Source organism: Aequorivita echinoideorum (assembly GCF_018476645.1).
GTDB classification, from domain to species: Bacteria; Bacteroidota; Bacteroidia; order Flavobacteriales; family Flavobacteriaceae; genus Aequorivita; species Aequorivita echinoideorum.
This window is the reverse complement of record NZ_JAHCTB010000002.1, coordinates 609,018-623,759: the sequence shown is the minus strand read 5'-3', so window position 1 is coordinate 623,759 and position 14,742 is coordinate 609,018. Positions and strand designations below refer to the sequence as shown.

General features: G+C 39.3%; 17 protein-coding genes. 2 read left to right on the top strand and 15 right to left on the bottom strand.

The window, feature by feature from the left end:
- Positions 1–7 precede the first annotated feature (7 nt).
- Positions 8–1,111 carry a DNA-processing protein DprA gene (gene dprA / locus KIV10_RS06675; RefSeq protein WP_214112695.1) on the bottom strand — a complete coding sequence of 368 codons (1,104 nt, stop codon included), beginning with the start codon at positions 1,109–1,111 and terminating at the stop codon, positions 8–10.
- Positions 1,112–1,219: 108 nt separating this feature from the next.
- Here dprA and KIV10_RS06670 point away from each other — a divergent pair, with 108 nt between their 5' ends.
- Both KIV10_RS06670 and KIV10_RS06665 read left to right on the top strand, forming a co-directional pair.
- Positions 1,220–2,155 (top strand): HU domain-containing protein, encoded by a 936-nt coding sequence (locus KIV10_RS06670; RefSeq protein WP_214112694.1) that lies wholly within the window; start codon positions 1,220–1,222, stop codon positions 2,153–2,155.
- A gap of 96 nt (positions 2,156–2,251) precedes the next feature.
- Positions 2,252–2,764: an acyl-CoA thioesterase gene (locus KIV10_RS06665; protein ID WP_214112693.1), complete on the top strand. Its 513-nt coding sequence runs from the start codon at positions 2,252–2,254 to the stop codon at positions 2,762–2,764.
- A gap of 10 nt (positions 2,765–2,774) precedes the next feature.
- On the opposite strand, the gene KIV10_RS06660 is transcribed toward KIV10_RS06665, so the two are convergent.
- The 14 genes from KIV10_RS06660 to KIV10_RS06600 form a co-directional block, all read right to left on the bottom strand.
- A complete protein-coding gene (locus tag KIV10_RS06660; RefSeq protein ID WP_317194708.1) occupies positions 2,775–3,803 on the bottom strand; it encodes a murein hydrolase activator EnvC family protein in 1,029 nt (342 codons plus the stop codon).
- A 21-nt stretch (positions 3,804–3,824) separates the two neighbouring features.
- Positions 3,825–4,052: a hypothetical protein gene (locus KIV10_RS14035; protein ID WP_317194707.1), complete on the bottom strand. Its 228-nt coding sequence runs from the start codon at positions 4,050–4,052 to the stop codon at positions 3,825–3,827.
- On the bottom strand, positions 4,053–4,817 hold the full coding sequence (locus KIV10_RS06655; RefSeq protein WP_214112692.1) for a DUF4292 domain-containing protein: 765 nt from the start codon (positions 4,815–4,817) through the stop codon (positions 4,053–4,055).
- A gap of 2 nt (positions 4,818–4,819) precedes the next feature.
- A complete protein-coding gene (locus tag KIV10_RS06650) occupies positions 4,820–6,193 on the bottom strand; it encodes a tetratricopeptide repeat protein (protein WP_214112780.1) in 1,374 nt (457 codons plus the stop codon).
- Positions 6,186–6,533 (bottom strand): HepT-like ribonuclease domain-containing protein, encoded by a 348-nt coding sequence (locus KIV10_RS06645; protein WP_214112691.1) that lies wholly within the window; start codon positions 6,531–6,533, stop codon positions 6,186–6,188. The genes KIV10_RS06650 and KIV10_RS06645 overlap by 8 nt, the downstream gene beginning before the upstream one ends.
- Positions 6,526–6,825, bottom strand: a complete 300-nt coding sequence (locus KIV10_RS06640; protein WP_214112690.1) for a nucleotidyltransferase family protein — start codon at positions 6,823–6,825, stop codon at positions 6,526–6,528. Before KIV10_RS06640 ends, KIV10_RS06645 begins: the two co-directional genes overlap by 8 nt.
- A gap of 10 nt (positions 6,826–6,835) precedes the next feature.
- On the bottom strand, positions 6,836–7,852 hold the full coding sequence (locus KIV10_RS06635; RefSeq protein ID WP_214112689.1) for a sugar nucleotidyltransferase: 1,017 nt from the start codon (positions 7,850–7,852) through the stop codon (positions 6,836–6,838).
- A 48-nt stretch (positions 7,853–7,900) separates the two neighbouring features.
- On the bottom strand, positions 7,901–8,347 hold the full coding sequence (gene dut, locus KIV10_RS06630) for a dUTP diphosphatase (RefSeq protein ID WP_214112779.1): 447 nt from the start codon (positions 8,345–8,347) through the stop codon (positions 7,901–7,903).
- 59 nt (positions 8,348–8,406) lie between these two features.
- Positions 8,407–9,912 carry an oligosaccharide flippase family protein gene (locus KIV10_RS06625; protein WP_246516216.1) on the bottom strand — a complete coding sequence of 502 codons (1,506 nt, stop codon included), beginning with the start codon at positions 9,910–9,912 and terminating at the stop codon, positions 8,407–8,409.
- A gap of 74 nt (positions 9,913–9,986) precedes the next feature.
- On the bottom strand, positions 9,987–10,382 hold the full coding sequence (locus KIV10_RS06620) for an acyl-CoA thioesterase (RefSeq protein ID WP_214112688.1): 396 nt from the start codon (positions 10,380–10,382) through the stop codon (positions 9,987–9,989).
- Complete coding sequence (mgtE, locus tag KIV10_RS06615; protein WP_214112687.1) at positions 10,379–11,731, bottom strand: magnesium transporter; 1,353 nt, start codon at positions 11,729–11,731, stop codon at positions 10,379–10,381. The genes KIV10_RS06620 and mgtE overlap by 4 nt, the downstream gene beginning before the upstream one ends.
- On the bottom strand, positions 11,712–12,500 hold the full coding sequence (gene rsmA, locus KIV10_RS06610) for a 16S rRNA (adenine(1518)-N(6)/adenine(1519)-N(6))-dimethyltransferase RsmA (RefSeq protein WP_214112686.1): 789 nt from the start codon (positions 12,498–12,500) through the stop codon (positions 11,712–11,714). The genes mgtE and rsmA overlap by 20 nt, the downstream gene beginning before the upstream one ends.
- Complete coding sequence (locus KIV10_RS06605; protein ID WP_214112685.1) at positions 12,497–12,808, bottom strand: DUF4286 family protein; 312 nt, start codon at positions 12,806–12,808, stop codon at positions 12,497–12,499. The genes rsmA and KIV10_RS06605 overlap by 4 nt, the downstream gene beginning before the upstream one ends.
- Before the next feature lie 59 nt (positions 12,809–12,867).
- On the bottom strand, positions 12,868–14,649 hold the full coding sequence (locus KIV10_RS06600) for a tetratricopeptide repeat protein (RefSeq protein WP_214112684.1): 1,782 nt from the start codon (positions 14,647–14,649) through the stop codon (positions 12,868–12,870).
- Positions 14,650–14,742: the final 93 nt, after the last annotated feature.

Here is a 14,742-nt window from a genome sequence, read left to right as displayed (position 1 = left end):
TTTTCGATTAAACCAACTGAAATAGTTTTCCCGGCAACGGTCTAATTATGCCTTTTAATTCCATATTCATTAAAATGGTCGCGGCTTTAAAAGCGGGAATTTGGCACTCAATGGCTATTACGTCAAGCAATTCCTTGTCTTTATCCTTCAGAAATCTAAAAACTGTTTTTTCCTCTTCGGTCAACTCAACAAAAAGTTGGGTCTGCTTTGGTTTTTCGGTTTTTGTGATCTCCCAACCCAACTGGTAAATCAAATCCGCCGCAGAGGTAAGCACCTGTGCTTTTTGCTGTTTTATGAGGTTGTTGCATCCCTTGCTCTGAATATCAGAGGCTCTTCCGGGTACCGCAAATACTTCGCGATTGTAAGAATTTGCAATATCTGCTGTTACTAGACTTCCGCCTTTTTCGGCAGATTCAATTACAATTGTAGCTTCAGATAGACCAGCGATGATTCTATTTCGCTTTAAGAAATTATTTCTGTCAAAGGTGTCACTGCTCCAAAATTCAGTAATAAATCCTCCATTCGCTTCAATCTTTTTTGAAAATTTTGAATGCTCCTTTGGGTAAAATTGATTTAAGCCGTGCGCCAAACAGCCTAATGTTTGCAGATTATTCTCAATTGCGGCCTTATGGGCGCAAATATCCACGCCATACGCCAAACCCGAGATTATGACGGGATCGAGCGGCGCCAATTCAGAAATCAAATCGGTACAGAATGTAGCTCCGTAGGTAGTAATTTTGCGGGTTCCCACGATACTGATTATTTTTTTATTCTGAAGATCAATATTTCCGCGGGTAAATATGAGAATGGGCGCATCTATGCAATGTTTCAATTTTTCTGGGTAGGTTTTATCCTGAAAAAAACTGACATCAATATTGTTTTTCTCAATAAATTCAAGCTCTGCATCGGCCTCTTCCAATTGCTGTTGGAGGTTTATTTCCTTCAGTTTCAAGAGTCCTATTCCATCGATTTTTAGCAGGTTGGATTTCTTTTCCTTGAAAATTCCCTCGGCGGAACCAATTTTCCTCAGAAGTTTCTTCGCTGAAATATCTCCCAAATTTGGAATTCGCTGTAAAGCAAGCGTGTAGCGCAGTTCGTTTTTTGTAAGCATGGAGTTTTTTTGTTCTGGGGAAGATTTAAAAATACAATTTTTTTAACTTGTTGATAAATTACCGAAACAAAAACTGGATTCATTTCAAAAAAAACTATTTTTGTTTTTATGCAACTTTCTACCTACATAAACGATCTACTATACCGTTACGAATGTGTTATCATTCCTGGGTTCGGGGCTTTTTTGACCCACTACAAATCTGCACAGATTAACGAAGGGACCAATACATTTTACCCTCCTTCAAAAATTGTTTCGTTCAATAAGCAGTTACAGGCAAACGATGGTTTGTTCGCAAATTACGTGGCTTCTGTAGAAAAATGCAGCTATGAAACCGCGCTTCAAAAAATAAGAAATTTCACCGCGAATCTTTCTTCGGAATTAAATGAAGGGAGAACTGTGGAATTCAAGAATATTGGAAAATTTTCTTTGAACGAAGAAAAATCGGTACAGTTCCATCCCATTGAAAAACAAAATTTCAGCACTTCTGCATTTGGGTTAACTTCATTTGTTTCGCCAAAAGTTGCGCGGGAAAGTGATAAAACTGTTTTAACCGCCACTGAAAAGCAACCTATTGTTTTAGCTCCGGAAATCCGTGAGACTAAACCATATCTCAAGTATGCTGCCATTGCCGTAATTGCGCTATCTGCCATAAGTCTGGGAAGTTTGAAGCTTTACGAAAACCAAGTTCAGGAATTCAATTACGCTGAACGTGAAAAAGCAAACGGATTGGTTGAAAATCAAATCCAAGAGGCAACCTTTGTGATTGAAAGTCCGTTGCCAATCTTGAATTTGAATCTTCACAAACATTCTGGGAATTACCATGTGGTTGCCGGCGCGTACCGTATGGAGGAAAATGCCGACAAAAAAGTGGAACAACTTGCCGAAAGGGGCTTTTCACCCATAAAAATGGATGTGTCCAAATATGGTTTGTACCAAGTTTTGTACGGAAGTTTTGAAAATCGAACAGATGCCATCAATAAATTAAATGAAATTAAGAGAACTGAAAACGCAGATGCGTGGTTACTTGTTCAAGAAATTAAGTAATTTCAGTAATTCGTTTAAATTTTACTCTATCTTAAATTCGTATCATTCTTTCCCGCTCTTTCCGCGTAACGGAGTATCTTTGCCGAAAATTTGAAAATGGAGCCCAAAACCCCGAAAGATTCCCGTACGATTATTACAGATTTAGTGTTGCCAAGTGAGACCAATCCTATTGGGAATATGTTTGGTGGCGAACTTTTAGCCAGAATGGACCGTGCTGCAAGTATAGCGGCACGCAGGCACAGCAGGCGTATTGTAGTAACCGCATCGGTTAACCACGTGGCATTCAATAAAATGATTCCGTTGGGAAGCGTTGTTACGGTAGAGGCTCACGTTTCAAGAGCCTTTACAAGTTCCATGGAAGTTTTCATGGATGTTTTTATTGAAGACCGCGAAAGCGGAAAGCGCAGCATTTCAAATGAAGCTATTTACACTTTTGTAGCTGTAGATGAGATGGGAAATCCCGTTAGTGTTCCGCCGCTCGTTCCCGAAACCGAAACCGAAAAAATACGGTTTGAAGCTGCATTGCGAAGAAAACAATTAAGCCTGGTTCTTGCCGGAAAAATGAAACCGAACGAGGCTACGGAGCTTAAGGCACTGTTCGAGGAGTAATTTTTTTATGCTACATTCTATAAACCCAATCTGCGGGGTTCATTTTTGTGGTGTTTTTATAAATATAGAATTTTAAAACTGTTTTTCCTTCTGTGGGGCTGTTCGCCACGGTACCAATATTTTGCTTGGTTGAAACCTTGTCACCACGTTTCACGGAAACGGTGCCTAGATTACTGTAAACAGTAATAAAATCTCCGTGCTGTATGTAAACGGCTTTGTTAGCACCTTTAATTTGTTGTATCTGCATCACTTCCCCATCAAAGACGGCGCGAGCAGTTGCATTGTTTTCAGTAGCAATCTCAACACCATTGCTGTTGGTGGTAACATTTGGAAATTGTGGATGCTGGTGCGTTCCGTAACTTTTTACAACCATTCCTTTTTCTACGGGCCACGGTAATTTTCCTTTGTTATTCGTAAAATTTGCCGCAAGTGCTTTATCTTCTGCCGTAAGTTCAAACTTTTCGCTGGAAGTAGATTTTGCTGTTGTGGTGGTCGCGGTTTTTGTATTGCTTTCCTTAGCGTTCGCGCGCGCTTTTTCTCTCGCAATTCTATTGGCTTCCTCGATTGCAGCTTTAATTAGGGCATCAATTTGGCGATCAATTTCGTCTGCCTGTCTTTGCTTTGTTTTTATTTGGGAAGTAAATTTGCCCTCATCTTTTTTAAGCGTGGCAACTAACGCCTGCTGGTCTTTTCGCTCCTCGGTAAGCTTCTTTTTTGCAACTTCATTTTCAGCAATAAGTTTTTGCTTTGTTTTCTTTTGTGAAATCAAATCGTTGTTGAGCGCTTGTAATTCCTCGGTTTTGGTTTTAATGCCCTCGCCTTGTTTTTTTCGGAATTTTGCATACTGCTTCATATATTGAATGCGCTTGTATGCCTGTAGAAAATTTTCCGAAGAGAGCAAAAACATAATTCGGCTCTGCTGGCTTTTACTTTTATAGGATTTCTGAATCATTGCTCCGTAATCCGCTTTCATCACTTTTAATTCCTCACGAAGCGTACTTATTTTATCGATGTTATCATTGATGTTTCGGGTAAGCAAATTAGCTTGTTGATTGGTAATTCAAATTAAATTTTCTGAAGCGCTTATCCGCTGGTTAAGGTCTTCAACTTGGGTTAATACGGATTTTTCCTCTTTTTTCGTTTTAAAAAGAAGGGAATTAATCTGTTTTATTTCATTGAGAATTGCCTGTCTTTTTTCCTCCAATTCCTTCTGTTTATCCTGCGCAAAAAGAATGGGGTTTGCAATAAAAAAAAGAAGCAAAAGCAAATATATGCGTGGGTTTTTCATTTAGTTAAGCTGTATTTCTTCGTAACCTCCCGGAATATCGAACGGAAAACTTACGTCCACATCAATGTCAATTTTTCGGTAATTGATATCAATTTTTGTTTTTGAACCTTTTTCTGAAGTATCAATTGTAATATTCGATGGATATAGAAAATCATTCACTTTTTGGTAATCTCCGTAACGAATGCTCAACAAACGTTCCTCACTGGGCTGCGAAAGTGTTTCTGAAATTATTTTGAAATTTTCGGGGTTCAGTAGCAGCGAATGTATAAAATTTTGGGGCTGCTGCTTGGGCTGGACTTTAAATTTATTCTGAAAAAGCTCCGCCGAATATTCTGAAGGATTCAATGTAAAAATGGACTGTCCCAACAATAAATTTTGCGTTTGCTGAAAATTGATAGGGGTGCCAATCCATTCCGCCAGTAAGGCAAAATTGCCATCAAAATAAGTACCGCCAAGGGTTTCGTAATAACTTACGCGCGTCGGCGTAATCAGTGCCTTGGCGATGGTAATCCCCAAAATGGAAGCTTTTATCCAAATGTTCTTGTCTTTTTCCATCCGCAGGCTTACGGTTATGCTTTGCTGTTTTTCGTCATCCTCATAAACCAATTGCACACGTCCCGCCAGCGTTTTAAAATCTGGTGCGGCAGCTTTGTGTGCGGCAATTACTTCCCGTGCTGATGCATTTTCAACTCCAGAAACATTTTTTGCGCCGCCGCAGGAAGTCAAAATAATAACCAATAAAATAGATAGAAATGTATGTTTCATAATTAGTTGGGAAGTTTCACTTTTGAAGCCTTTTCAGAATACATAGCGGCTTTTTTTGAATCGCCTTTTGCTGAATATGCCAAGCTCAATTGATGGTAAAAATCCCGTTCCATATTTGGGTCGTCCAGTATAAAATCCAAACCTGTTTCCAAGCTTTCAATGGCAGCATCGCTTTTTTCAAGAGAATTATTGGCAACTCCATTTATCAAATAAAGTAACGCTTGCGCCGGAAAAATTGCCAGTCCATCTTCGCTCGCCTTGGCTGCTTCCTTAAATTTTTTCAATTCAATTTGAAGCAACAAGGTGTTTTTCAGTAAATAATAATTGTTATCATCAATCTCAAGCCCTTTTTGGTAAAAATCCAGAGCGTCTTCTTTCCTGTTTTTCGCCACATAATAATCGCCCACTTTTTCATACACGCGGCCGTTTTCAACTGAAAAAAGATTTACTATGTCTGAAAGTTCATCTTCGAAATCGGGATTGTCATTAACAAATTGGATGAAATCACCCAAAACTTTGTATTTAGTTTCACGGTCAATTTCTTCTGAAGCGAAAACAATTTTCATAGATTGTAAAGCTTCGGATGTTTTTGATTCACCCAGGTAAAATTTGTAAAGCGCCAGATGCACGAGTTGGGAATTTGGATTGTTTTTCAGCAAATCCTTGGCGGCGCTGTATGCTTTCTCTGTATTTCCTTGCTCGCTGTAGAGAAAGATGAGGTTTAAATATTCCTTTTCATTTTTTGGGTTGCTGTCTATTTTTTCTTCCAGATTTTCAATGGCACCCTCTGTATTTCCGGTTGCCCTATAAATTTGTGACCGCAACGCATTGCGAATATCACTTTCGCCCCACACACCATCCAGTTCATCCAGCTGCGCCAAAGCTTTGTCATATTGCTTTGTGAGTGTGTAAAGGTTGGCGAGATCTTCTTTGTAATCCTCATCAAACGGAATTAATTTTTGAACCATTGGGATTGCTTTTTCATAATCGCGCTGCTGGTAGTATAGATCGTACAATTGTTCCAAAACATCTGGGCGATCTTTTTGCGTTGCCAAAACTTTTTTGAAACTTTCCTCAGCCTCAGCGTAGTTTTTAAGCGAAGTATAATTTTTTCCCTTTTCGAAAAAAACCACAGCTTTGTTCTCATCTGTTTTCGCTTCTTTTTCCGCTTTGTTCAAAGCGATGAGCGCCAACTCATAATTTTCAATTGCTTTTTGCTTCAGCCCCTCAAAAAAATTTTCCTGAAAAGCATCGGCAACAATCCCTAAATTATCGGACTGCGCTTCAATGGAATCGTTTTTTATCTCTTGGGAATAAAAATGCTGCGGAATTAGAGTTCCGAGTAGGAGGAGAAATATGTAAATTCTTTTATTCAAATTTCAGAAGATTATCAATTTCATTTTTAAGTTTTGGAAGATGGTTAATTAAAATTGACCAGATTATTTCATCCGTAATGTTATCATAAGAGTGGATTACTTGATTTCGAAGGGCGATTATCGATTTGGAACCAGAAATTTTTTTCTCAAAAGTTTTATCTGCTTTCAAAATTCTATTTACGGCTTCCCCAATAATTTCTAAATTCCTTTCCGTTGCTCTCTTTAAAAGTTTATTGGAGAAATATTCCGAAAAATTTGTAAAATTTCCATTATGAAATTCCTCTATTTCAGCGATATGCATTTGAATATCCACCAACCATTTTCTAATTCTATCATCCATAGATAAGCTTTTTATCTTTATTTATGGATGCCTTTAAAATCGGGTTTTTTAAAGATTGTTCCTCTACCAAATCCACTTTTCTACTAAAAAGTTTTTCTAATTCATTCCGGAAATTGATATAATTATCGAAGTAATAATAAAGATCAAATGATTCAAATTTCACCAATAAATCTACATCGCTTTCAGCTTTCAAGGCGTTTTGTGCTGCCGATCCAAAAATATAGAGTTGTGCCACGTGAAATTTTTGGCACAACTTATTCAATTGGTTTTTATGAATTTCCGAAAGGATCATTTAATAGATTTTATTTCAATTCCGAATAATCACCGATGCTTACGTTGGTGAATTTTCCATCAAAAATAGCGTAATTGCCAATCATTGCGTTGTCCAAGTTCGCATTTTTAATGGTGGCGTGGGTTTGAATTATACTGTTTTTAACGATACTGTCCTCAATTACCGTGCCCGCTCCTATGGAAGCATAGGGTCCAATTGTGCTATTTTTAAGTACCACATTTTCCGCGATAAAGCAAGGTTCAATAATTTTTGAGTTTTCCTTGGTTACTTTTTGGGAAATCAAGTTTTCATTTGCTTCCGCTAAAAAACCAAGCATTTTTTTGTTTGTTTCTACAGTAACCTCTTTGTTTCCGCAGTCCATCCACTCATCTACCGTTCCAGTTTTGAAAACTTTTCCGGCCGCCATCATTCGTTTGATACCATCGTTTATTTGATATTCGCCGCCATTGATGATGTTATTGTCCAAAACGTATTGCAATTCATTTTTCAATTTTGAAACATCCTTAAAGTAATAAATACCAATTACCGCTTGATCACTGACGAATTGCTTTGGCTTTTCAACCAGTTCAATAATTTCGTTTTTTTCGTTAAGATTTACTACACCGTATGCTTCCGGATTTTTCACTTTTTTGGTCCAAATAACGGCATCCGCATTTTTATCCAAATCAAAATCAGCACGAATTAATGTATCTGCATACGCAATAACAGCAGGTCCTGAAAGTGAATCCTTGGCGCACATAATTGCGTGACCGGTCCCTTTGGGCTCGAGCTGACGATAAATAGTTGGCTTTGCGTCCAAATTTTCTGCAAGTTTTTTTAAACTCTCGATAACATCATCCCCAAAGAATGCGGGATCGCCAAGAATGAAGGCAATTTCCTCAATTTCTTCGTTTAATACTTCGGCAATATCTTCCACCAAACGGTGTACGATTGGTTTTCCGGCAACAGGTATCAAAGGTTTTGGAACTGTAAGTGTATGTGGACGCAGACGGCTTCCGCGGCCTGCCATTGGGACAATTATTTTCATATTAACGATTACTGATTAACGATTTTAGATTTTTGAATTACTTTTTTTTCACTTCAACCCCGTACTTCCAAATCCCCCCGCTCCGCGAGAAGTATCAGTCAATTCTTCCACTTCTTCCCAAACGGCGCGCTCGTGTTTTGCGATTACCAATTGCGCAATGCGCTCGCCATGCTCGATGGTAAAATCTTCATTAGAAAGATTTACTAAAATCACCCCAATCTCGCCGCGATAGTCAGCATCAATAGTTCCGGGCGAATTTAAAACGGTAATGCCCTTTTTTGCCGCGAGGCCGCTTCGTGGGCGCACTTGCGCTTCGTAACCTATGGGCAATTCAATAAAAAGTCCTGTTTTTATTATTGCCCTTTGCAACGGTTTCAATGTTGAAGGTGCATCAACGCAAGCCCTCAAATCCATTCCAGCAGAGGCTATTGTTTCATAATTCGGTAAAGGATGGTTTGATTTGTTGATTATTTTTATGATTGCTGTGGAAGGCATTTCTTCGTTTTTATTCATAGTTCACTTTTAAAAGATCTTACCGGAGCAAGACCTGAAAATTATTTTCTGATAATTCTTAAAAATTCATTCTTTTCAGAATAAAACATAATTACGGCAAACACTAGTAACAACGCAGTTCCTATCCAAATATTTCCGTCAAAAGCGTAAAAGGAAATTGCAGAAAAACCTATTGCCAAAAGCAAGTATCCGCTTATTTTTTTCATTTCATAAGGCACACTGTAATACTTTCGGCCATAAAGGTACGAAAGCACCATCATACTGCCATAGGCTGAAAGTGTGGCAACCGCGGAACCCATATAGCCAATAATTGGGATTAGAATGTAATTGAGAATCAGCGTGACCACGGCTGCTAAAACTGAAATATACGCACCAAATTTAGTGCGGTCCGTAACTTTGTACCAAACGGAAAGATTGTGGTAAATGCCCAAAAAAAGATTCGCCAAAAGGATGAGCGGCACAATTTTCAACGCTTCCCAGTATTCGCTATTCGGGATTATAATGCGTTTTAAAATATCAATATACGCAACCACTCCCAAAAGAATAAAACAACCAAAAAGCGTGAAATATTTGGTGATGGTGGCGTAGATGGCTTTTGCGTTTTCGTGGGCGGCGTGATTGAAAAAAAACGGCTCTATCCCCAAACGGAATGCAGTTGCAAAAAGCGTCATAAACATACCCAATTTATAGCACGCAGAATAAAGCCCAACCTGTCTTTCGGCAATAGTTTCGGGCAAAAGGTATTTGAGAAGAATTCTGTCAAAAGCTTCATTTACGCTAAAGGCAATTCCAGCGATTAGTACTGGAATAGCATATTTCATCATTTGTTTCCAGATAGTTTTGCTGAATCCGAATCCAATTTTCACGTAAAGGGGCAACAAAATCAGAAGCGTTACCGCACTCGCAATGACGTTCGCAATAAAAACATAGGCTATTTTATTTTCAGGAAACCAAAGGGAATTCCAAAAATTGTTGCTTTCTGCCAGTTTTGGAAGCAACAACAGGAAAAATAAATTGAATACGAGATTGATAACAACGTTGAAAATTTTTATAATGGCGTAGCGCATCGGTTTTTCATTGGCGCGAAACCAAACAAATGGCAAAACTACTAAAGCATCCAAAGCCAAAATGAACAATCCGTAGGTTACATATTCCGTTTTGAATTCGGAAACCTCGGCAATAAAATTTCTGAACAATAGCGTTATTCCCAAGAAAACAAGAGTGGAAACGGTAAGCGAAGTAAGCGTGGTGGATTGCACGACATTTTGTTGGCTTTTGTCTTTGGTGACAAATCTGAAAAATGCAGTTTCCATTCCGTAGCTCAGCAGTACATTTCCCAAAATAAGAAAGGCCATGACGGTAGAGTAGATTCCATATTCCTCCGGCAATAAAACCTTCACATAAAGCGGAACGAGAAGTACCGTTAAGATTCTTGGTAGCACGGTGGCCAACCCGTAGATAAAGGTTTGTTTAAAAAGTTTTTTGAAAACGCTCAAGCTGTTGGGTTTAAGCCTACAAGCTTTTGAAAACCTTGCAGGAAAAGTCATATTTTGGAAAACCTCTCGGGTATAGCAAAAGTATTGAAAATATTGGTTTTCGAGATGAATTGGGTTTAGGGAAATTAGGTAAAAAGCGATGCAATTTCATCAGTGATTTTGGTGGGCCGAAATGATTCAGCATCGAGAAGGCACCAAAGCGTTTGCGCTTCCACAATGGTTTTCCCATCATTTATTCTAATAATTTTGTAATGCCTTTCGCATTTTACGCCTTCGTGATTTTCAATCCAAGTTTGTGTTTCAAGTTCTTCACCTAAAAATGAAGGGTTTTTATAGGAAATGAAATGATTTAGAACCACCCAAACATATTGTTCGCGCATCTTTTCATCCGTTTTTGATATCCAATGCGCTTCCGCAATATCCAGGCACCACTGCAGATACGTAACGTTATTGACGTGGTTCAAGGCATCAATTGCAGATTGCGGTACTTTGAATTTCTGTTTAAATACGAAAGATTTCAAAAGCCGAGAATTAATTTTGCAATGGTAAAATAGATTAGAATTCCGCAAATATCATTGCTTGTGGTTATAAATGGACCCGTGGCCATTGCGGGATCAATTCCGCGCTTATCGAGCATAATGGGTACAAAGGTTCCAATGAGTGCCGCGGTAACAATTACTGAAATCAGTGAGATGGCAATTGTAACTCCAAAAAGTAAGTCAAGCCCCAGCAGAAACATTCCTCCAACAACTAAAATGATAGAAAGTATGAGTCCATTTAAAAGGCTAAGTAAAACCTCCTTGATCAATCTTTTGAAGAGCGAACCTTTCAAGCTATCATTGGCAAGCCCTTGCAAAACAATCGCCGAGGATTGAACGCCCACATTTCCTGCCATTGCCGCAATAAGTGGCACAAAAAAGAAAAGTGCCGCGTGGTCTGCCATTGCACCAGAAAATGTGCCCAATACCGAAACACTCACAAAACCACCGATAAGTGCCAAGATAAGCCACGGAAGCCGGGCGCGGGTAAGCTGCCAAATGCTGTCGTCAGCTTCAACATCTTCTGAGATACCGGCCGCCATTTGGTAATCTTTTTCGGCTTCCTCTTTTATAAAATCCACAATATCATCAATGGTAACACGACCCACTAAAATGCCATTGTCATCAACCACGGGAATGGCTTCAAGATCGTATTTCTGCATAATTCTGGCCACTTCCTCGCCCTCAGTATGTACGTTTACATAATCCACTTTTGGGATGTAAATATCGCTAATGTGTGATTTTTCGGGAGCGGTCAATAGATCTTTGAGTGAAAGCCTTCCTTTCAATTTCCCCTGTTTATCCGTAACATAAATGGAATGTACGCGGGTAACATTTTCAGCCTGTCTGCGCATTTCACGAACGCAGCCGGCTACGGTCCAAGTTTCCTTTACGCGCACCAATTCTTTAGCCATCAAACCACCTGCGGTGTCTTCATCATAACGCAACAAGTCAACAATATCTGCGGCATGTTCCTCATCTTCAATGTGGTCTATTACCTGCTTTTGAATATCGTCATCGAGTTCCGCGATAATGTCCGCGGCATCATCGGTGTCCATTTCCTCGAGCTCATCGGCAATTTCAGAAGGGGAGAGGTTGTCCAAAATCCGCTCTCGGGAATCGTCATCCAATTCCATGAGCGCCTCGCTGGTAATTTCGCTATCCAGCAATTTCACAAGGTAGGTGGCGTCTTCGGTATTTAATTCCTCAAGTAATTCGGCAACATCGGCAAAGTGGAATTCCTGCAAAAGTTCAGTGAGCGCGGTCCGGTTGTCTTCCGAAATGAGCTGTTCTATCTGTTCGATAAATACTTCAGTGAGCTGAAATTGCATCGTTTTCCAGTTTTTGGGTAAGTGCTATGAATTGCGAAACAGAAAGTTGTTCCGGGCGTTGCCCAAAGATAGTATCTTCTTTTATTTTTTCTGAAAGATTGAAGGATTTTAAACTGTTCCGAAGCGTTTTTCTGCGTTGCTGAAAGGCGGTCTTTACAACCTTAAAAAGCATTTTTTCATCACACGGAAGGGTAAAATTTTCCTTTCGCTTCAACCGAAGCACACCGCTATCGACTTTTGGCGGCGGATTAAAAACCGAGGGCGGCACCGTAAAAAGATATTCCGCATCATAAAAGGCCTGTGCCAAAACGGATAAAATACCGTACGTTTTGCTGCCCTCCTTTTCGCAGATGCGCTGCGCTACCTCTTTCTGGAACATTCCCGTAAATTCTGGAATCTGTGCTTTCCATTCCAGCATTTTGAAAACGATTTGGGTTGAAATATTGTAGGGAAAATTACCTGTAATAGCAAATTGCTCGGCTCCAAAAAGCTGCGAAAGATCGTATTTCAAAAAATCTGCTTCAAGGATTTTCAGGTTTGTATTTAGATAGTTTTTTTCCAAATATGCAATGGATTCCGTGTCCAGATCCATCGCAACCACTTCCACGTTTTTCTGTATTAAATATTTGGTAAGAACGCCCATTCCAGGGCCAATTTCCAAAACATTCTTATAGCCTTGCAGGGTTAGCGTATCGCCAATTTTTTCGGCTATGTTTTCATCTTTTAGAAAATGCTGGCCTAGGTGCTTTTTTGCGCGTACTTCTTTCATGATTGTTCGCTCACGATTTCCAGTTCGGTTCTGAAACTCACAAATTTTCCGGCAAATTGTTTGGATTGCGCGCGAAGTTCGTCAGCATTTTCAGCATAATATTTTTCTAGCATTTCCTTATTTTCGGTCGTGTACTGCACTGCATAGGTTACGCCTCCCATTTCTTCTTCAACCATTACACGCGTCATCAACGCCTTGCTGAATTTTCCCGTAGCAAGCATCGCAGGAATATGTTCGTTTTTCATCCAGTCCAGCCAGCGCTCGTGGATGCTTTCTTCAATGTTGATGGTGACGTTGTAGATATACATTTCTTACATTCTAAATTTTCAAATAAACCTTCAAGATTTTAAAAAACCTCGCAGGAATTTTAGTTGATGGAATCTCCGCGAAGTGACCTGAATTTCTGCCGTGCTTCCACAAAATAAATACTATCCGCAAAATTGAAAATCAATTTTTCATATTGCTCTTTTGCCTTTTCGGGTTGTTCCAGCTTTTCTTCATAAAGCTTTGCAAGCAAGTAGTGCGCATCATCCGCTAAAATATCATCGCCGTAAAACTCGATAATCTTCAGATAATTTGCTTCGGCTTTGCCGTATTCCCCTAATTTTTCTTGGATTTTTCCTTCTTTCAGCAGGGCTTCATCCTCAATTTTTTCGCCTTTATTATTTGTGAGAATATCCTGCAAAACGGCGATGGCAGCTGTGTGTTTTTCCTGAAATTCAAGCAAATCTGCACGCGCGTATTTTTTCAGCGCTGTTTGTGTGCTGTCTTCCAAGGAATTATCCCGAATCATCAAACTCAACTGCATGGCATCATTTGCCATTAATTGCGAAGTGGATTTTTTTAATACATCCAGTTGCACCTGCGCCCACTCAAAATCCCCTTTAAAATAACTGGTTCGTGCCACTTTAAATCGGGCTTCTTGGGCTAGGACATCGTTTTGGACTTTCTTTTGGATTTGGGAATAATAGATTAGCGCTTCGTTGAATTTTTCATCAAAAACTAAAATATCGGCCAGTTCCATTTTTACGTGCGCCTCTTGGTAGGCGGTAAGTTGCTGCCTAGAAAGTTCTTTTAAATTTGAAATTGCCAAATCTTTTTTGTTATTCTGAAATGCAAGAAAATGGTTGTAATCCGTTTGAAGCAAATACGTTTCGCGACCGCGGCCGAATTCATTTAAAAGATCTTCAAATTTTTTCTCAATTTGCGGATAATCTTTAGCAGTAGCGGTTTTAATTTCAATATTCATTAAAATTTGGTAGGCTTGCAGGCGTGCTTCAGGAGTGTAACTATTTTCAATTATGAAATTTACAATTTCCCGTCCGGTTTCGTAATCTTCATCTGCAATGGTAATGTACGCAAGGTCACGCACGCCAGTGATGTCTTCATCGGTACGTTTGTAGATGGCCTTTTCCTGCGTAAAAGCCTTTTTGTATTCTTTCTGCTGAATAAAAAGCCAGCTCAATAATTCATTATAGAGCAGATCTGGATTTTCCTGTGAGCGCATCAAAAGCGTTTTTCGAAGAATTCCATTAGCTTCATTTAAAGGGTCTTCCGTGACATAAAGGCTGAAATACCGTTGCGCCAGACCTTTGTAGCTTCGGTTTTTTTCAACAATATCCAGATAGCTGGTGAACATTTTTTCCAGTTTTCCCTGTTCACCGTAAATACGCGCCAACTGTGAATTGAAATCCATTTTTTCATCGAGTGACATCGCTTTTTCGTACGTATTTACTGCTTCGTCCAAAAGGCTGTATTTTTCAAACGTTGAACCAACGGTGTACGAAAAACTTGGGTTTTCATCCAAGCTCTGGATCGCTTTGGCGTAACTATCATTGGCAAGTTCAGTTTTATTCTGAAGCGAAAAATTATAGCCCAATTCCACGTACAATTGCGGATAGCTTCTACCAGAATTCAATTTATCCTTCAGCAGTTTTTCCGCTTCCGAAAAATTTTCAAGTTGTTGGTTGGTCTCCACCAACGCCATAAAATAGTCCAGACGATACGGGTTTTCATCGTTCAGTTTTTTATAAATAACGAGCGCTTTTTCGTATTCGCCCTGTTCAAAATAATTTTTGGCAAGCATATCGCTCTGCGAAATGCCCGTGGAGAAAGAAAAAAGAAGAATGATAAATTGAAAATTCCGCATGGGGTAAATATAAGCAAATGCCCGGAGAGCTTTTGGTTTCAAAGAATATTTATCAAAAACAACGCCGTGTTGTTCTTCATATTTCAGAAATAG